This window comes from Achromobacter mucicolens (assembly GCF_029866465.1).
Lineage (GTDB): Bacteria > Pseudomonadota > Gammaproteobacteria > Burkholderiales > Burkholderiaceae_B > Achromobacter > Achromobacter mucicolens.
Map to the genome: position 1 here is coordinate 4,057,294 of NZ_CP123364.1, position 18,516 is coordinate 4,075,809.

Consider the following 18,516-nt stretch of genomic DNA (forward strand, 5'->3'; position numbering starts at 1 on the left):
GTTCCGGATATGCGCCGCGCGCCTAGCGCGCGGCCGTCACGCCCAGCGTTTCCACCATCAATTCGATCTGGCAGGCCAGCATCGGCGCGCCGTAATGGACCTTGCAGCCGCGCGCCTGCGCCGCGACGAGCAACGCGGTGTCCTTGGGCTGCATGATGACCTCGCAGACCAGTTGATCCGCCGTCAGGCGGCTGGCGTCCAGCGGCAGCGGATCGCCTTCCTTCATGCCCAACGACGTGCCGTTGACGACCAGGTCATGGCCGGACGGATCGGCGTTGCCCACTGAAATCTGCGCGTCTGGATGCAGCGACAGGATGCGGGCCTTGAGGTCCTCGGCCTTGGCCGGCGTGCGGTTGGCGATGGTCAGGCGCGACACGCCAGCCTGCACGAGTGCAAAGCCGATCGCGTTGGCCGCGCCGCCCGCGCCGGCCAGATAGACGCTCTTGCCTTCCGGCGAGACGCCGCAACTGCGCAGACCACGGACAAAACCTTCGCCGTCCAGCATATGGGCCACCAGACGCCCATCGGCCTCGCGCCGCAGGACGTTGGCCGCGCCGATCTTGCGAGCGACAGGCGTGGCGTCGTCGGCCAATTCCAGGATGGCCGTCTTGTGCGGCACCGTGACGATCACGCCTCCCAGGTTTTCCAGCCGGCGCAGGCCTTCAACCACGGCAGCAAGGTTGTCCGGCCGCGCGTGAAACGGCACGCAAACCCCGTCATAGCCGATCTTGGCGAAATGCTCGTTCATGCGCTGCGGCGTCTTCACATGGTGAATGGGGTCGGCCAGGATGCCGAACAGGCGCGTGTTGCCGCTGATTTCGTTCATGGGTGTCTCCGGATCAAAGCTTGATGAATTCCCGCGCGACGCCGGCAATGCCTTCGGCGTCGAGCTTGTAATGGGCGTACAGGGTGGTGGGCGGCGCAATGAGGCTGTATTCGTCATAGATGCCATGACGGCGCAGTCGGGTACCGGTGCCTGCGTCGGCCAGCACCTCGGCGACCGCCGATCCGAGGCCGCCCAGCACATTGTGCTCTTCGACCGTCATCATCAGGCGGGATTGGCCCGCAGCCTTCAGGATGGCGTCGCGGTCCAGCGGCTTGATCGTGGGCATGTCGATCACGCCCACCGACAGGCCCTCTTCGCGCAACTGCCGGGCGGCGGCCAGCGCGCCGTGCAGCGTGATGCCGCACGCGATCAGCGTCAGGTCGCTACCAACATCGTGGACAATCGCACGACCAAACTGGAACGGCGTGCCGTCTTCATAGACCTGCGGATCGCGCCCGCGTCCGATACGGAAGTAGATGGGCTCGGGCCAGTCCGCGGATGCCCTGATGGCGGACGCGAGTTGCGGCCCGTCGGCAGGCGACACCACCGTCAGTCCCGCGAGCGCGCGCATGGTGGAGATGTCTTCGGTGGCGTGGTGTGAGGTGCCATAGAAGCCCAGGCTGATTCCGGTGTGATGGCCTATCAGGCGCACCGGCAGCCGCGTGTAGGCGACATCCATCCGGATCTGCTCGCAGCACAACAGGCCGAGGAACGAGGCAAAGGTGGCGACGAACGGCATCATGCCGGTCGTCGCAAGCCCGGCCGCCGCCGACACCATGTTCTGCTCGGAGATGCCGAACTGCACATAGCGATCGGGGTAGGCCTGGGCGAAACGGTTCAAGCCGTTCGAGTACTGCAGGTCGGCCGACCCGGCCACGACCGGATGCCCCGCCTTCGCCAGATCGATCAGCGCATCAGAGAGATAAGACAGCCCGGGGTTCACCGCATTGAGGGCGCGGTACTGCCAGGAATCGGGAGAGAGGACTTGTGCCTGTGCCATTCAGATCTCGCGGGAGAGGATTTCTTCGACAGCGCTTTGCGCATCTTGAGGAGCCAGGTAGCCCAGGTGCCAGCCCGGTTCGGTTTCCATGTAGGTCACGCCCTTGCCCTTGACGGTGCGGGCGATCACGCAGGCCGGCCGGGCGCGCGAGTCGTCGTCGCGCAGGCGGCGCAGCAACGCCGTCAGGTCGGCAAGATTGTGCCCGTCGACCTCGTGGACCTCCCAGCCGAACGCCTGCCATTTCTCCTTCAGCGATTCCACGCCCATGACGTCGTCGACCTTGCCGTCGAGCTGATAGCCGTTGCGATCGACGATAGCAATCAGGCGGGACAAGCGATTGTGCGCCGCGAAGAGCGCGGCTTCCCAGACCTGCCCTTCCTGCATTTCGCCATCGCCCAGCATCACGAATACGTTGAAGCCGCGTCCGTTCATGCGCCCGCCCACCGCCATGCCCACGCCGTTGGACAAGGCGTGGCCGATGGAACCGGAGCTGAAGTCCACGCCGGGCACCTTGCTCATGTCGGGGTGATCGCCCAGGGGACTGCCCAGCCGCGTGTAGCCGTCGAGCAGCTCACGGTCGATGAAGCCCAGATCGGCCAGTACCGGGAACAAGCCCACCGCGGCGTGGCCCTTGCCCATGAGGAAGCGATCGCGATCCGGCCATTGCGGCTCGCCTTGTCGCAGGCGCATCACATCGTAGTAGAGCGCCGCGAATATCTCGGCGCACGAGAACACGGAGCTGTAATGACCGACCTTGGCAATTTCAATGAGGCGGATCGTCTCAAGCCTGATATGGCGGGCCTTTTCCCGCAGCATCGCGATTTCCCCCGCGGTAGGGGTCCCCTGCTCCTTGCGCATCGCGCCTCCTCATGTTGTATGGATATATGATATATAATATACCCATTGCGCTCGAATTGGCTATGCCGGGCTAGAATCGCTCCTGGGTTCGTCCCGCATCCCCTATACAGCAAGCCAGAAACGCCATGCCCAGCCTCAAACCGGTAAAAAAAGAGAACCTTTCCGTCAGGGTCTACAACGAAATTCGCAATGCCCTGATCAATGGGCAATACGAACCTGGCGAGCGCCTGATCATTGGCGAACTGGCGCAGGAAATGGGCGTGTCCATCACGCCGGTTCGCGAAGCCATCTTCCGGCTGATCAGCGAGCAAGGCCTGGAGATGCAGGCGGCCACCGCGGTGTATGTTCCGTACGTCAACTCGGAAAAGCTGCGCGAGATCCAGCAGATCCGCTTTCACCTGGAAGGCATGGGCGCCGCCGAAGCCGCGCAGCACATCACGCGCAAGCAGCTCGACAACCTGATCGCGCTGCAGCGCGATTTCATCTCGTGCACCTCCACCGATCCCAAACGCGCCAGCTACCTGAACCGCAAGTTCCACTTCGCCATCCTGGAAGCCAGCAACAAGCCCATCCTGCGCAGCACGGTCGAGTCGTTCTGGGTCATCACCGGCCCCATCCTCAAGGTGTTTCACGTCAAGACGGCGGGGCTGGATTACTCGCAGAACGAACACCGCCACGAGGCCGTGATCGAGGCCCTTGAGGCGCGCGATTCGGAAGCGGCGCGGGAAGCGATTCAGGCCGACCTGGTATGGGGCGGAAAGATCATGATCGATTGGCTGGTCGAACGGGAAAAAGAACTCGACTACCGCCCCCCCGGGGCCCGCAAATAGGAAGACGCCATGCTGAAGATTTTTGGAGCACCCAGCCGCTACATCCAGGGATCGGGCGCCCTGGAAACGTTGGGACAATATGCGGCGCTGTTCGGAAGACGCGCCGCGCTCGTCATCGACAGCTATGTCCATGGCGTGCTGGGTCCAAGAATCGAGGCGTTGTGCGCCGGGCACGGCGTGACGCTTGTGCCGCTGATCGTGGAAGGCGACCTGACGCCCGAGGTCATTGACGGCTTGCGCGCCCTGGCCGCGCCCGCGGGCATCGACATGGTCATTGCGGTGGGCGGCGGCAAGTCGCTGGATGCGGGCAAGGCCGTTGCGAAGTCGTCCCACTGTCACCTGATCACCGTTCCCACGGTGGCGTCCAACGACGCGCCCACCAGCAAGAACTACGTGCTTTACGACGCGCATCACAATCTCCTTGCCGTCGAGCACATGCTGTTCAATCCCACCATCGTGCTGGTCGACACCGCGATCATCGCGACCGCGCCGGTGCATTTCTTTCGCGCCGGACTGGGCGATGCGATTTCCAAGAAGTTCGAAGCCGAGCAATGCCAGCGCAATGGCGGCAAGAACATGTATGACGCGGCGCCGCTGCTCACGGCCCAGCTCATCGCGGACGGCTGCCTGCGCACGCTGATGGCGGACGGCGCTGACGCCGTGGCCGTGGTGGGAACCGGCCAGCCCACGCCCGCATTCGAGCGCGTGGTGGAAGCGATGATCCTCATGAGCGGTCTCGGTTTCGAAAGCGGCGGCCTGTCCATTGCCCACGCCCTGACGCGCGGGCTGCCTAAGATCAACGGCATCGCGACGGCGCTGCATGGCCTGCAGGTCGCGGTGGGCCTGCTGGTGCAGCTGGACCTGGAAAGCCGCGGCGATGGGATGTTGGCCGATCTGCAACAGTGGTACGCCCAGGTCGGCCTGCCGACCACGCTGCGCGAACTCGGCGCGGCCGGCCAGCCGACCGACGCGGAACTGACGTTGGCCGCGGACCTCAGCCTGAAAGCCAGGCATGCCGCCAACTTCGATCGCACGCTGGATGTGAGCACGCTGGCTGAGGCCTTGCGGCGCCACGCCTGATCCGGCTTAGCGCAAAAAAGCGGGCGGCGCTGACCGCCGATCCGCGCCGCTTGCCCGGTCAGAACGCGACGTTGTCCTTTCCTTTCAATCCCAGCTTGGCCCGCGCCTCGTCCGGCGTGGCGACATCGAGGTTCAAGGCTTCGAGAATGCCGCGAATGCGTTCGACCTGAACGCGGTTGGATTCGGCCAGCTGACCCGGCCCGATCCATAGCGAATCCTCCAGCCCCACCCGCACGTTCGAGCCCATGGCCGCGCCGATGGTCGCCAGCGGCATCTGGTTGCGTCCGGCGCCCAGGATCGACCACTCGTAGTCGTTGCCAAACAGGCGGTCCGCCGTGCGCTTCATGTGCATCAGGTCTTCCGGATGCGGACCGATGCCGCCCAGGATGCCGAACACGGACTGGATGAAAGGCGGCGACTTGACCAGGCCGCGGTCCACGAAATGGGCCAGGTTGTAGAGATGGCTGATGTCATAGCACTCGAATTCGAACCGCGTGCCGTTGGCATTGCCCAGCGTCAGGATGGATTCGATGTCCTGGTACGTGTTGCGAAAGATCAGCGAGCGGCTGTTTTCCAGATGCTCGCGCTCCCAGTCGTGCTTGAACTCCGAGAAGCGGTCCAGCATGGGAAAGAGGCCGAAGTTCATGGAACCCATGTTCAACGACGCCAGCTCCGGCTGGAACGTGGTGGCGGGCCGCATGCGCTCTTCTACCGTCATATGCGGGCTGCCGCCCGTGGTGATGTTGATGATGGCGTCGGTCTCGCGCTTGATGCGTTCCAGGAAGGGCTTGAACAGCGCCGGGTCCTGCGAAGGCTTGCCGGTCTGGGGATCGCGCGCATGCAGGTGCAGCACTGCAGCGCCGGCCTTGGCGGCGCCAATGGCGGCCTCGGCGATCTCGTCGGCCGTGACCGGCAGGTGCGGCGACATGCTGGGCGTGTGGATGGCGCCCGTCACGGCGCAGGTGATGACGACTTTCGATTTGGGCTTAGCCATTGTTGTCTCCGTTGCATTGTTTGTGACGCATGAGGCGCATCAGCTTTTCGTCGCGCCAGAAGCGGCGTGCGGCAAGATCCTCTTCGGGCAGCAAGGCGCGCCGCTCGTCGGACAGTGAGTCGACCAGCGCGCCTTCCCAGGCCACGCAATCGCCTTGCGTGGCGCCGATGGATTGGTACAGGCCGCCGTAACGCCGGCAGTAATCCGCGATGCCGCCCGGCGCATTCAGATCGATGGTTTCAAAGGGGCCCATGAAGGACCAGCGCAGGCCAAGTCCGTCCTTGACCGTGGTGTCGATGTCTTGCGCGCTGGCGATGCCCTGGCTTGCAAGACGGAAGGCCTCTTGCAGCAACGCGCCCTGCAGGCGGTTCAGGATGAAGCCTTCGATTTCGCGCCGCACCAGCACGGGCTTCTGGCCGATGCCCGTCATGACTTCGCGCGCACCCGCCAGCGCTTCGGGACTGGTCCAGGGCGCCGGACACAGTTCGACCACAGGAATCAGGTAAGGCGGATTGACGGGATGAGCGACGAGGCACCGGCGCCTGCCGGCCAGATGCTCGGTGAACTGGCTTGCCGGGATGCTGGACGTGGAACTGCCGATGATGGCGTGCGGTTCGGCCAAGGCATCCAGTTCGGAAAAGAGCGCACGCTTGATCTCCACTTTTTCCGGTGAGTTCTCCTGGACGTAGCTGGCGCCGGCCAGGGCTTCCTGCAGGCTGGAAGACACCTGCACACGATCGACGATGGCATCGGCGTCGTCCAGCAAGCCCTGCGCTTGCAGCACGCGCAGCTGCTGCAGGATCAGGGTGCGCGCCTCGGCGAGCATGGCGGCATTGACGTCGTGAAGCCGCACTTCCCAGCCCATGCGCGCAAAGACAATGGCCCACCCCTGCCCGATCAATCCCGTTCCAATGATGGCGGCGCGCCGCACGGCGTTCTCCGTGCCCATCAGTAGAGCTTCTGGGTAAAGCCGTCCACCACGATGGCCTGCCCGGTGACGCTGCGGGCGGCTTCGCTTGCGTTGAACAGGACCATGTTGGCGATATCGCGCGCGGTGACCATGCGGCCAAGCACGGCCTGGTTTTCGTATTGGGCCGCGATCTCTTGAACCGGCCGGCCCAGTGTGCCGGCCTTGGCGGCGATCACCGCGCGAATGCGGGGACCTTCGACCGCGCCGGGCAGAATGGCGTTGACGCGGATGTTATGGGGACCCAGCTCGATGGCGAGCGACTTGGTGAAACCGATCACCGCCCACTTGGATGCCGAATACACCGACCGGCCGGCGAACCCGAGGTGCCCCGCCGCCGACGACAGATTGATCATCACGCCCGCCTTCGATTCCTTGAGCAGCGCAATGGCCTGGCGCGCGCACAGAAACTGGCCCGTGATGTTGACGGCAAGGGTGCGATCCCAGTCCGCTTTGGAAAGCGTTTCCACAAAGCCCGTGGGACCGGCGACGCCGGCGTTGTTGATCAGGATGTCCAGGCCGCCCAGCGTCTGGCGGACCGCCGCGAAGAGCTGCTCGACGCTGGCCTCGTCAGACACATCGGCATGCGCCACGTGCACGCCGGGCAATTCGGTGGGCAAGGCTGCCAGCCGCGCTTCATTGACGTCGCACACGAACACGGTGGCGCCGGCATGATGAAAGACCTTGGCCATTTCCAGACCCAGTCCATCGGCGCCGGCGGTGATAAGCACTTTCTTGCCGTTGAAATCGACTTCCTCGAACATGCTCTTGTCTCCTCGGATCGTTCTTATGAGCGCGAATCATCATATACGATATATGATGAAACCGGCTATGCTGTGATCCGCCAAGCGGCCCTCATCTCGTGCAAAAGGCGTGGTCCGCCAGGCGGAATCAAGTGTGGTTTTCTCTTGTATATCGGCCGCTGAGGCTTTATTCATGCGGTTTCAGGGAATTCCCTGATTCGGCATGCAGCGACCGCCACTAGAATCCAAGGCGAGGGTTTCACGCCCCGCCGGCACATATATCATATATAGCAAAAGACGGACGGACCTCAGGATCCAGTCCGCATCCCATACCGACAAAGGAGCGTAGACAGTGTTCAAGTTCAACAAAATTGTTTTGGCGCTGGGTGTGTGCGGCGCGCTGGCAAGCGGCACCGCAGCGGCCGACATGAAGGTAGGCGCCCTGTTCCCGTTCAGCGGTGCGCTTGCGCTGCTTGGACAGGAAAGCTATCGCGGACTGGAACTGGCCGTGAACGAGATCAACGCCGCGGGGGGAGTGAACGGCGAAAAGATCGAAATCATCAAGGCCGACGCCGTGGATCCCACGCAGGCCGTGTCGGAAACCAAGCGTCTGATCTCGGCCAACGTGGTCGGCGTCTTCGGCAGCTACGCGTCGGGCATTTCGTACGCCGCCTCGCCCGTGACCGAGCTGGCCGGCGTGCCCTACTTCGAGTTGGGCGCCACCGCGCACAAGATCACCACGCGCGGCTACAAGTACCTGTTCCGCAGCAATCCCAACACCGCGCTGTACGGCGTGTCGGTCGTGAATGCGCTGCACGAGACCATCGCGCCCGGCATGGGCCTGAACCCCAAGGACATCAAGATTGGCATCATTCACGAAGACGGCCCGTATGGGACCGACGTGGCGGCCACCGAAAAGAAGCGCGCGCAGGAACTTGGCTACAACGTCGTGGAGGTTCTGCCCTACTCGGCCAAGACCGTTGACCTGTCTTCGCTGATCTTGCGCCTGAAGGGCGCCAAGGCCGACGTGGTGCTGCAGACGGCCTACCAGAACGACGCCATCCTGTTCTTCAGCCAGGCGCGCGCGGCGGGCTTCAAGCCCAAGGTCGTGATCGGCGCGGGCGGCGGCTATTCGCTTGCCGACACCGCCAAGGCTGTCGGCGCCGACATGAACGGCGTGTTCGACCTGGACTTCCCGCAAGCGTCCATCAATCCGGCCGGCGCGCCGGGGCTGGACAAGTTCCTGAAGGCCTACAAGGACACGTACAAGAGCGATCCGCAATCCGGCCACAGCCTGACCAACTACGTCGGCGCCAAGGCCTTCTTTGAAGCGATCGGCAACGCCAAGTCGACTGACAAGGACAAGATCCGCGCCGCGGTGCTGGCCTACAAGAAGCCCGCGGGCCAGACGGCCAATGGCTGGGGATTCGACTTCGGCGAAGACGGACAGAACAACGCGTCCACCTTCTACGTCATGCAGTGGCAGGACGGCAAGCTCGTCACCATCGGTCCTGACAACCTCGCTCTCGGCAAGCCCATCTTCAAGAAATAAAGCGCGATGCCAGCGGCCGGACGCTGGGGGCTTGCAGCCCCGGTGCGCGTCCGGCATTACCCGGGGTTCGAGCGCCCCGTCCCTGGACGCTGCGGGACGGGGACGGGGCGCCTCCCGCACTTAGAGGTTGCACAATGGAATTATTCATTCAACTGGTCATCAATGGCCTGTTGCTGGGCGGCGCATACACGATCATCAGCCTGGGGCTGACACTCATCTTCGGCGTCGTGCGCGTCGTGAACTTCGCGCACGGCGAGTTCCTGATGATCGGCATGTACATGGTCTATCTGATCGCGGCGCAGTTCGGCATCCACCCCTACGCCGGCCTGATTCCTGTCGCCGTGATCCTGTTCGCGCTGGGCGCACTGACGCAGAAGGGCATCATCCAGCCGTTGCTGCACGCCGACCAGCACATCCAGATCTTCGCCACAGTGGGGGTATCCACCATCCTGCTGAACCTGGCGCTCGTGATTTTCGGGGCCAACGTGTACCGCGCGCCGGTGGAGCTGGGCACCAACGCCATCGACGTCGGCCCGTTCTCGATGGTCACCGGCCAGCTCGTCACCTTCGTCATCGGCCTAACCCTGGCCGTGCTGCTGCACCTGTTCATGCACCGCACCTATCTTGGCCGCGCGCTGCGCGCCGTGGCGCAGCACCGCTATGCCGCCACGCTGATGGGCGTGAACGTCAACAACGTGTACGCCATCGCCTTTGGCCTGGGCACCGCATTCGTAGGCATTGCTGCGGGCCTGCTGGCGCCGCAATATCCTGTGTTCCCGACGGTGGGCACGTATTTCGTGCTGACCGCGTTCGTCATCGTGGTGCTGGGCGGCCTGGGCAGCCTGTACGGCGCGGTCGCCGGCTCCATGATCATCGGCATCGTCGACACGCTGGCGGGTTTCTACATCGCGCCCGACCTGAAGGAAGTCGTCTATTTCGGGATCTTCCTCTTGATCCTTGTCCTGAAGCCGAACGGTCTGTTCGGCATCGGCACAGAGTGACCAGAACAACAAGGAGCAAGACGTGTTTCCCGACTTTCGACATCCCAAAGCCTACGTCAGCCTCATTCTGCTGATCACGATGTTCCTCGTGCCCGTCGTCATGGGCACGCCTTTCTGGACCAACCTTTTTGTCCTGCTGTTCGTGTTTTCCGCGCTGTCGGTCGCCTGGAACATCGTGGGCGGCTATGCCGGCCAGTTGTCCCTTGGCCACGCAGTGTTCTACGGCATCGGCGGCTACACGGCCACCCTGCTGACGCAGAACTTCGGCATCTCGCCGTGGATAGGCATGTTTGCGGGCGCGGCCATTTCCGCCGCCGTCGCCATCCTGATCAGCTATCCCACGCTGCGCCTGCGGGGTCCCTTCTTCGCGCTGGCGACCATCGCCATCCTGGAAGTCGTGCGCCTCCTGGTCATCCACGAGGAAAGCTGGACGGGCGGTTCCAGCGGCATCAGCCTGCCCTTGAACATCGGCTGGGCCTGGATCGTGTTCCGCGAGAAGATCAACTACGTCATCATCGCGTTCGGCCTGTTCGTGCTGGTGACCTGGGTCTCGTGGTACATCCGCAAGTCACGCATCGGGCATTACCTGATCGCGATCCGCGAACGCGAGGATGCGGCGCTGGCGGTGGGCATCCACACCGTGCGCGTGAAGATCATCGCCGCCGTTGCGTCGGCCGTGCTGACCAGCATCATCGGCACTTTCCACATCACGTATCTGACCTTCGTCGACCCCAGCTCCGCGTTCTCGCTCGAGCTGTCCATCCAGGTCGCGATGTTTGCGCTGATCGGCGGACTGGGCACCGTGTCCGGCCCCATCGCGGGCACCTTCCTGGTGCTGCCCATCGCGGAACTGGCGCGCGGCTGGCTCAGCAGCGTGGGCAACGGCATGCACGGGTTGATCTACGGCCTGATCCTGGTGGCAGTGGTGCTGACGATTCCGCGCGGTCTGGCCGGCGCGTTCGGGCCCTTCATCGAGCGCATGCTGGCGCGCCTGCCGTACCTGGGCACGCCCCCGGCCAAGCGCAAGCTCGCCGACGAGATCCGCATCCGCAACGCCACGCGCAGCGAGCAGCCCGTGCTGAAAGCGGAGGGCCTGTTCAAGAGCTTTGGCGGCCTGCGCGCCACCAACGACGTGTCGCTGACGCTCAACCAGCACGAGATCCTGGGCATGATCGGTCCCAACGGCGCCGGCAAGACCACGGTGTTCAACCTGCTGTCGGGCTTTCTGTCGCCGGACAAGGGCGACATCACGATGCGCGACCAGCATGGCAACTGGGTCAGCTGCAAGACGCCCGACGACTTTGCACACAAGGGCTTGGGCCGCACGTTCCAGATCGCCAAACCGTTCACGGGTTTGACGGTGCTGGAGAACATCATGCTGGGCGCCTTCATTCACACGTCCGACCGCGACGAAGCCGAGCAGATCGCGCTGAAGGTGGCCGAGCAGACCGACCTGGTGAAGTACTTGAACACCGAGGCGCGCAGCCTCACGGTGGGCGGCATGAAGCGGCTGGAGGTGGCGCGGGCGCTGGCGATCAAGCCGCGCATCCTGCTGCTGGATGAAGTGATGGCGGGCCTGAATCCCACGGACATCGAGAAATCGATCCAGATGATCCGGCGCATCCGCGATTCCGGCGTCTCGGTGCTGCTGATCGAACACATGATGCAGGCGACGATGGCGCTGTCCGACCGCATCATCGTCCTGAACGAAGGCGGCGTGCTGGTCAGCGGCGCCCCGAAGGACGTGGTCGAGAATCCGGCCGTCATCGAAGCCTATCTGGGCAAGGAGTATCAGGATGCTTAAGGTGTCGAATCTGACGTCGGGCTATGGCAAGAGCCAGGTGCTCAACGGCCTGAATTTCGAGGTGCACGCGGGCGAGATCGTCACGCTTATTGGCGCCAATGGCGCGGGCAAGACCACCACGCTCAAGACGCTGTGCGGGGTGATCGCCGCCACGCAGGGCAAGGTGGAATTCGAAGGCCGGGATCTGACCAACCTCCAGCCCTACGACATCGTGGATGCCGGCATCACGATGATTCCCGAAGGCCGCCAGCTCTTTCCCCATTTCACGGTGCGCGACAACCTGCTGATGGGCTCGTACAAGCGGGCGGCCCGCCCGATCGTCGAGCGCAAGCTGGAGGAGGTGCTGCGCATCTTCCCGCGCGTGAAGGAACGACTGAGCCAGTACGCCGGATCGCTGTCGGGCGGCGAACAGCAGATGGTCGCCATCGCGCGCGGCATGATGGCCGATCCGAAACTGCTGGTGTTCGACGAGCCGTCGCTGGGCCTGTCGCCGCTACTGGTGCAGCAGATGTTCGACATCATCCGCGATGTCACCTCGCATGGCGTCACGGTGCTGCTGGTGGAGCAGAACGTGTTTCGCACGCTGCGCCTGGCCGATCGCGGCTACGTGCTTGAGAACGGCGCGATCGTGCGCACGGGCACCGGCGCCGAGCTGCTCAGCGATCCCCACGTCAAGAAGGCCTATCTAGGCCACTGAAATCCAAGGACCATCGTCTCATGTCACAACGCTGCACATTCATCGACCATGGCAAGGGCGGCGCGCCCGATTGCATGCGCGTCGCCGAACGCGACATGGAAGCGCCCACGGGACGCCAGGTGCTGATCGAAGTCGCCTACGCGGGCGTGAACCGCCCCGACGTGTTGCAACGCTCCGGCTCGTATCCCCCGCCTCCGGGCGCTTCTCCGTATCTTGGCCTGGAAGTGTCCGGCACCATCGTCGCGACCGGGCCCGAGGCGCGTGACTGGAAGGTGGGCGACCAGGTCTGCGCACTGACGCCGGGTGGCGGCTATGCGCAATTCTGCCTGGCCGACGAGCGGCACTGCCTGCCGGTGCCGCGCGGCATCGACCTGCTGACAGCCGCGGCCATTCCGGAGAACTATTTCACCGTCTGGACCAACGTGTTCGACCGAGCGCGCCTGGCGCAGGGCGAGAAATTCCTGGTTCACGGCGGCTCCAGCGGCATCGGCCTGACCGCCATCCAGCTCGCGCGCGCGTTCGGCGCCGAAGTCTGGACCACCGTGGGCAACGCGCAAAAGGCGCAGGCGTGCGTCAAGGCCGGGGCGCATCATGCCGTGCTGTACCGCGACGCGGACTTCGAGTCCGCCGTGCGCGAGGGCACCGGCAACGCCGGCGTCGATGTGATCCTGGACATGGTGGGCGGCGCCTACATCAACAAGAATCTGCGGCTGCTGGCGCTGAATGGCCGGCTGGTGCAGATCGCCTTCCTGGAAGGCAGCAAGGCCGAGATCGACGCGCTGCCCATCATGACCAAGCGCCTGCAGTTCACGGGATCCACGCTGCGCCCGCGCTCGGACGAGGACAAGGCCGCCATCGCACAATCGCTGATACAGAAGGTGCTGCCGCTCATGGAGGCAGGACAGTGCCTGCCCCTGATCCACGAAGTCTTCCCGCTGGCCGAGGCCGCGCGCGCGCACGAACTGATGGAAAGCAGCAAGCACATTGGCAAGATCATGCTGCAGGTGAAGCCATGAGCGCACGCTTTGCGGACCAGACCGCCATCGTCACGGGCGCCGTGGGAGGCATCGGCTCGGCCATCGTCGAGGCATTCCTGGCCGAAGGCGGGCGTATCGGTCTTGTCGACTTCAACGCGCAGGCGGGCCAGGCGTACGAAAAGGAACTTCGCCAGCGCGGCCACGACGTGTGCTTCGTGCCGGCCGATGTCGCGCATTTCGATCAGTGCCAGGCGGCCTATGATCGCATCACGCGCGATCTTGGCCCCGCGACCATCCTGGTCAACAACGTCGGCATCTCGCCCAAAACCAACGGCCGCGCGCTCAAGGTCTGGGAAATGCCGCCGGCAGAGTGGAACAACGTCGTCTCGGTGAACCTGAACAGCGTGTTCTACATGACGCATCTGGCCACGCCGCACATGGTGCAGGCGCGGCAGGGGCGCGTCATCAACATGTCGTCGGTGGCCGGCAAGGCGTATTGCGATATCGTGGCGGCGCATTATGCGGCCACCAAGGCCGGTCTGATCGGGCTGACGCGCCACTGGGCGGCGGAGCTTGGCGAGCACCAGGTGACGGTGAATGCGCTGGCGCCGGGCCGCATCAGCACGCCCTTGCTGAAAAGCGTGCCGCAGGAAATCAACGACGCCGTGGCGTCCGTGACCGCGCTGCGGCGGCTGGGCACGCCCGAGGAAGTGGCGGACGCGTGCCTGTTCTTCGCGTCAGATCAGGCCCGTTTCGTGACCGGCCAGGTGCTGGACGTGGCCGGCGGCTGGCTCATGACCTAGCAAAAGGCCCGTTCGAATCGAACGGGCCTTTTGCCGGGGCGCACAGGTTCAGGCCTGCACGCCCAGCCGGTAGACCACGGTGTCCAGGCGGCTTACGCCCGCCGACTGGAACTTGGGTTCCTTATCGAGGATGTCGCGGCGGTCGATGATGACCGCGGGCGAAACGCCGGAAAAGATCGCCTGCACCTCGCTGTCCACCACGGAAAACGGGGGGCCGGCCATCTCTTCTTGGGGATAGTCCAGCGTGATGAGCAGGCCCCGGTAAGACGGCGACAGCTGACCGTAGACGTGCCGCACGTAGTCGGCACGCATCGCGTCGGGCAGCGCAACGAGCGCCGCGCGGTCATAGACGCCCACGCAATGCGACAGCACCTGGGCATCCAGCTTGAAAATGTCGCCGCAGACGATCTCGATGTTGCCGGCCACATAATGGGTCCCGTATACCGAATCGTGAATCACCGGCCGCAGCTCGTTCTCGTCAAAGAATTGCTCGACGGCAAGCTTGGACAATTCCGCGCCCAGCACCTGATGGCCTTGGGCAGCCAGCCACACCATGTCCAGCGACTTGCCGCAAAGCGGCACGAGCACCTTGCCGCCCTTGGGCACGTCCAGCGACGGCCAATATTTCTGCAATAACGGCGTGACCCGCGTCTGATGAAAATGCGTGCGCCCTTCGCGCCACCGTTCCAGCCAGAATTCCGCGTCCATGACTTGTCTGCTCCTCCAAAGGATCCGTGTCGCACACGTTGCGCGCAGGACGATCGCTGGATTGTATTCCCGGCCCGGCACCACCGCGCTTTTCCCCGCGCGCCGCGCTTTTCGGTATCTTATGTCCCCTCGCGTTCACTTCTCTGACCCCCATGCAACGCCGCCCCCTGCTCCTGACCTTGGCCAGCCTGATCGCCGCACCGTTGCACGCCCTGGCATCGCCCAGCCGAGACGCCATCATCCGCGGCGTGTTTTCGGCACCGGCAGACGGATTGCCCTACACCGCGCAGCACGCCGCGCTGATGCGCCTGTTGCGCGTGCAGTGGATGCCGGTGGAGTCCGGGGCGCCCGCCATCGATTTCGAACAGCCCCTGCTGGGCGGCGACGATACGCTGGCCATCGTCCGCCGCACGCTCGATACCGCCGACGATGCCCTGGCGGTGCGCAGGATGGCCGAAGTCTGCCGGCTGGTGCCGCGCTATGTGCGCGCGATCGGCAAGCTGTCGCCGGGCCGTTATGACGTGCCGGTTGAAATGCGCGAGGCCTTCGACTTTCCGGAAAGCGGCGTGGGCGCGGACGGCACGTTTGCACTGCGCGATGCGCACCTGATCCTGCTGCGCGCCGCCGACTGGCGCGAAGCCGAGGGGCCGGCGTTACGGGCCGTGCTGCGCGAAGGCGATCGCTTCTGGCCCATGCCCTACATCGATGGCAAGCGGCCGTACGGCGGCGCGAGCTTCTATCAGATCGACATGGCGCGGTTGCTCAAAGAGCCTTATCCGCTGGATGCCAGGGGCTATGCGGTCACCGAACCCGCCAAGGACGCCCGCCTGGCACGGCTGCATGCCGAAACGCTTGCCGCGCTGCAGGTGTTCCTGCGCCATTCCACTGCCGCCAAGCCGAAGCGGCAGCATTAGGCGCCCTTTGCGCGGTGCATGAAGCTGCGGATGTCGTCCAGGATCGGCACCGCGGCCAGCAGCATCAGCAACAGCGCCAGCGGCCAGGTCGATCCAAAACCGAAGTTGTAGAACGAATACGCGCCGGTCACGCCGCCCACGAAGAACAGGGTCACCATCAGGCTCAGGACGATGAGCTTGCCGCGGTCGGCCAGCACCCGCGGCATCGTCTGCGGATCGCCTTTGGCGACGTTCCAGTAGAACAGCTTGCCAAGCTCGATGCCGATGTCGGTCACCATGCCCGTGACATGCGTCGTGCGGATCTCGGACCGCGACACCTTGGTGATCATCGCGTTTTGCAGGCCCATGATGTAGCACAGCAGCATCACCGTGCCGGGCACGTAGAACCAGCGCAGCGTTTCGAGATTGGCGCCCAACAGGCCGAAGACGAGCAGCAGCACGGCCTCGAGCAGCAGCGGCAACGCATATTCGCTGGCCAGCCGGGACCTGCGGCCAAAGTTGATCAGGAAGGCCGAGCTGGCGGCGCCGGCCATGAACGACAAGAGCGCCGCCAAGCCTTGCAGCACCACGATCACGCCGCCGAGCGCCATGTGATCCGCCATCAGGGACACGATGCCGGACATGTGCGAGGTGTATTGCTGGACCGCCAGGAAACCGCCCGCGTTGACGGCGCCGGCGGTAAAGGTCAGCAGATAGGCGAGATGGCGGTTGGCTTGCGGGCTTCGGCTGACGGCGGTCAACCGGCGCAGATACGGGATGGTCACGCCAGTCCTTTCAACAAAAGAGCGTATTCACTGCGATTCGGAAACCATTCTAGACGCGCCGGGGTAGGGTCGATCAAGGCCTGGATACGGGATAGTAAACGCCGCCCAGCGCGCCGTTCAGACCGCAGTACGGCCGGCCCGCGGCATCGGCCGCCCCCGCCGGCGGGATTTCCGACACCACAAGGCCGTACCCTTTGCGCGACAACGTCAGCGTCCAGCCCTCGGCATCGGCGGTCTCGACGACCAGCACCTTGTTCTTGATGGCGCCCGTGCCCCGGACATCGCACACCCAACGGCCGTTTTCCGGATGCGCCGCGGAGCCGTCGAACGACAGGCTGCCATCGGGCTGCCGCTTGATCGAGACGCCGCCCGCGAGGTTCTCCCAGTCTCCCTCGAAGCCCTGCCGCCGCTTGAGCACCAGCGATGCAAGAAAGGCATCGCGGTACTTCAGCCGGTCGGCAAGTTCCTTTTCCGGCGGATCGTTGCCAGGCGGCGACGCAAACGCCTCGTCGCGCACCTGAACGAACCAGCGCTGGTCTTGCGTCAGCGCCTTGCCCGTCGCGGCATCGAAGGTCATCCTGGCCTTGCCGAAGTGTCTGGCAATGCTGGCATCCTGCCCGGCCAGCGCGCCATCGGCGCAGATCGCCTTTTCGACCTCGGTGCGCGCCTTGGCGCAATCGAAGGAGGCCGTGCCGGCCGCCCACGCCGCCGCATTGCCCAGCGAGAGGCACAGCGCCAGCGCGGCCAGGCGGCGATTCATAGGGCAAATTCCCGCAGGTTGGCTACCCGCTCAGCCAGGCCTTCCGCGCCCAGGTAGTGCCCCAGCGAGCCCGCGCGCACGCGCTTGAGGTCTTCCTGGTAGCGGCTGGCCATCGAATCGCGGACCTGGGCATAGGCGTCGGCAAGCCCATCCCCGCACGCCTGCGCGATCAGACGCGCGGCCTCCGGGGATCCGCAGGCGGCGCAGCGCGCGACCCCCAGCGCATCGGCCACGGCGCCGTGGGCCAGCAGCGCGGCGACCAACGCGACGGGCGGCTGCCGGTCGAACCGGTGCAGCGCCGTCGGGCTGACCGGCGCACCCGCGTCCAGCAGCGCCTGGGCTGCGGCGAACGCATGCTGCATCAAGGCCACGTCCAGCGGTTGGGCGCTGCCGCGCAGCGGCGCATCGAAGCGCATGCCCTGCGCCGCCAGGCGACGCACGAGCCCGGCGTCATCGTGCGACAACGCGTGCTGCAAGGCCAGCGTGGCTAGACTGGGGGTGCCGGCCAGCGTGCCGGCCTCGAGCGGGCCGCGCCAGTCCACCAGCGCCCGCCGGTGGAAGGCGGCCACGCGGTCGGCAAGCGCCTGCGGCATCCCATGGTCGGACACGCGCTCATCCAGATACTCCAGCACGCGCAGGCCGGTGCTGTTCTCGTCTTCGTCGGGGTCGGTTTCCAGGCGGAGCGCGGCAAAGGCCGCGTGCAGGTCTGGGGCGATCGTGGCGATGCCGTCCTGCTGCAAGGCGTGCGTCCAGCCCGGCAGGCCCTGCTTCCACGCGACCACACTGCCGGCTTGCGGGCCCGGCTCCACGGCGACGTAAATGCGATCGCAGTATTCGAAGCCGCCAATAGGCAGATAGCGCAACTTCCCGTTCCAGGTGGCGCCGTCCTCGGCGGCGGCGTCCTGCGCGCACTCCTGTTCGTGCTCGATCCAGCCTTGCAGGTCACGATAGTGATCGCTGCCGTCATAGAAGAGTTCGGACCAGCTCAAGGCCTCTTCATTGCCATCCATCTGAGCGCGCAGGTCGTACGCCAGTTCGCCCCCGGCGGTGAGCCGCCACAAGTCGAGCAGCGCGGGCGGGAGCGGCCCTTCGCACAGGGCCTGGATCTCGGCGATACGGGCGTCGGGCAATGGCGGCTGCACATCGATCAGCAGGCGGTCCGCGAACACCGCGATGCCGTGCTCGCGCAAGGCCTGCAGTTCGGCCGACGTGAAAAACTCGCTCATGGTGATGCTTCA

Annotated in this window: 18 protein-coding genes and 1 pseudogene; 9 read left to right on the forward strand and 10 right to left on the reverse strand. The window is 64.8% G+C overall.

Features of this window, described 5'->3' with window-relative positions; all coding sequences use genetic code 11:
- Positions 1-22: 22 nt before the first annotated feature.
- From QEP15_RS18565 to QEP15_RS18575, 3 genes are read right to left on the reverse strand one after another with little or no spacing between them, the layout of a single operon-like run.
- Entirely contained in the window at positions 23-826 is an 804-nt protein-coding gene (locus tag QEP15_RS18565; RefSeq protein WP_217618814.1) for a shikimate dehydrogenase family protein, read from the reverse strand.
- 13 nt (positions 827-839) lie between these two features.
- Positions 840-1,826, reverse strand: coding sequence for a transketolase family protein (locus QEP15_RS18570; protein WP_217618815.1), 987 nt, complete (start codon positions 1,824-1,826; stop codon positions 840-842).
- Entirely contained in the window at positions 1,827-2,642 is an 816-nt protein-coding gene (locus QEP15_RS18575) for a transketolase (RefSeq protein ID WP_226846637.1), read from the reverse strand.
- Between the two features lie 167 nt (positions 2,643-2,809).
- Here QEP15_RS18575 and QEP15_RS18580 point away from each other — a divergent pair, with 167 nt between their 5' ends.
- A complete protein-coding gene (locus QEP15_RS18580) occupies positions 2,810-3,514 on the forward strand; it encodes a GntR family transcriptional regulator (RefSeq protein ID WP_152385175.1) in 705 nt (234 codons plus the stop codon).
- Positions 3,515-3,523: 9 nt separating this feature from the next.
- A complete protein-coding gene (locus QEP15_RS18585) occupies positions 3,524-4,594 on the forward strand; it encodes a glycerol dehydrogenase (RefSeq protein ID WP_280147845.1) in 1,071 nt (356 codons plus the stop codon).
- 58 nt (positions 4,595-4,652) lie between these two features.
- Here QEP15_RS18585 and kce read toward each other — a convergent pair whose 3' ends face one another.
- The 3 genes from kce to QEP15_RS18600 are packed head-to-tail and all read right to left on the reverse strand — an operon-like array spanning position 4,653 to position 7,319.
- The gene (gene kce / locus QEP15_RS18590) at positions 4,653-5,588 is read right to left on the reverse strand and encodes a 3,5-dioxohexanoate:acetyl-CoA acetone transferase (protein WP_062841767.1); all 936 of its coding nucleotides are present in this window, start codon (positions 5,586-5,588) and stop codon (positions 4,653-4,655) included.
- Positions 5,581-6,537 (reverse strand): 3-hydroxyacyl-CoA dehydrogenase, encoded by a 957-nt coding sequence (locus QEP15_RS18595; protein ID WP_152385177.1) that lies wholly within the window; start codon positions 6,535-6,537, stop codon positions 5,581-5,583. Before QEP15_RS18595 ends, kce begins: the two co-directional genes overlap by 8 nt.
- Entirely contained in the window at positions 6,537-7,319 is a 783-nt protein-coding gene (locus tag QEP15_RS18600) for an SDR family oxidoreductase (RefSeq protein ID WP_142053911.1), read from the reverse strand. The genes QEP15_RS18595 and QEP15_RS18600 overlap by 1 nt, the downstream gene beginning before the upstream one ends.
- 331 nt (positions 7,320-7,650) lie before the next feature.
- On the opposite strand from QEP15_RS18600, the gene QEP15_RS18605 reads away from it, so the two are divergent.
- The 6 genes from QEP15_RS18605 to QEP15_RS18630 all read left to right on the forward strand — a co-directional run bounded on the left by QEP15_RS18605 (position 7,651) and on the right by QEP15_RS18630 (position 14,132).
- Positions 7,651-8,850 (forward strand): ABC transporter substrate-binding protein, encoded by a 1,200-nt coding sequence (locus QEP15_RS18605; protein ID WP_056326909.1) that lies wholly within the window; start codon positions 7,651-7,653, stop codon positions 8,848-8,850.
- A gap of 134 nt (positions 8,851-8,984) precedes the next feature.
- The gene (locus QEP15_RS18610) at positions 8,985-9,851 is read left to right on the forward strand and encodes a branched-chain amino acid ABC transporter permease (protein WP_056326907.1); all 867 of its coding nucleotides are present in this window, start codon (positions 8,985-8,987) and stop codon (positions 9,849-9,851) included.
- Between the two features lie 22 nt (positions 9,852-9,873).
- The gene (locus QEP15_RS18615) at positions 9,874-11,655 is read left to right on the forward strand and encodes a branched-chain amino acid ABC transporter ATP-binding protein/permease (RefSeq protein ID WP_280147846.1); all 1,782 of its coding nucleotides are present in this window, start codon (positions 9,874-9,876) and stop codon (positions 11,653-11,655) included.
- Positions 11,648-12,352 carry an ABC transporter ATP-binding protein gene (locus tag QEP15_RS18620; protein ID WP_056326904.1) on the forward strand — a complete coding sequence of 235 codons (705 nt, stop codon included), beginning with the start codon at positions 11,648-11,650 and terminating at the stop codon, positions 12,350-12,352. Before QEP15_RS18615 ends, QEP15_RS18620 begins: the two co-directional genes overlap by 8 nt.
- 20 nt (positions 12,353-12,372) lie before the next feature.
- Entirely contained in the window at positions 12,373-13,368 is a 996-nt protein-coding gene (locus QEP15_RS18625; RefSeq protein ID WP_056326902.1) for an NAD(P)H-quinone oxidoreductase, read from the forward strand.
- Positions 13,365-14,132 (forward strand): SDR family oxidoreductase, encoded by a 768-nt coding sequence (locus QEP15_RS18630; RefSeq protein ID WP_175234918.1) that lies wholly within the window; start codon positions 13,365-13,367, stop codon positions 14,130-14,132. Before QEP15_RS18625 ends, QEP15_RS18630 begins: the two co-directional genes overlap by 4 nt.
- A 48-nt stretch (positions 14,133-14,180) precedes the next feature.
- On the opposite strand, the gene QEP15_RS18635 is transcribed toward QEP15_RS18630, so the two are convergent.
- Complete coding sequence (locus tag QEP15_RS18635; protein WP_056326898.1) at positions 14,181-14,840, reverse strand: thiopurine S-methyltransferase; 660 nt, start codon at positions 14,838-14,840, stop codon at positions 14,181-14,183.
- Positions 14,841-14,992: 152 nt separating this feature from the next.
- Here QEP15_RS18635 and QEP15_RS18640 point away from each other — a divergent pair, with 152 nt between their 5' ends.
- Positions 14,993-15,754: a hypothetical protein gene (locus tag QEP15_RS18640; protein ID WP_280147847.1), complete on the forward strand. Its 762-nt coding sequence runs from the start codon at positions 14,993-14,995 to the stop codon at positions 15,752-15,754.
- A gap of 11 nt (positions 15,755-15,765) precedes the next feature.
- Here QEP15_RS18640 and QEP15_RS18645 read toward each other — a convergent pair.
- The 3 genes and pseudogenes from QEP15_RS18645 to QEP15_RS18655 all read right to left on the reverse strand — a co-directional run.
- Positions 15,766-16,518, reverse strand: a pseudogene (locus QEP15_RS18645) (YoaK family protein); the annotation flags it as partial.
- Between the two features lie 73 nt (positions 16,519-16,591).
- Positions 16,592-17,278, reverse strand: coding sequence for a lysozyme inhibitor LprI family protein (locus tag QEP15_RS18650; protein WP_152385185.1), 687 nt, complete (start codon positions 17,276-17,278; stop codon positions 16,592-16,594).
- Positions 17,275-18,504, reverse strand: coding sequence for an SMI1/KNR4 family protein (locus QEP15_RS18655; protein WP_152385186.1), 1,230 nt, complete (start codon positions 18,502-18,504; stop codon positions 17,275-17,277). Before QEP15_RS18655 ends, QEP15_RS18650 begins: the two co-directional genes overlap by 4 nt.
- Positions 18,505-18,516 lie beyond the last annotated feature (12 nt).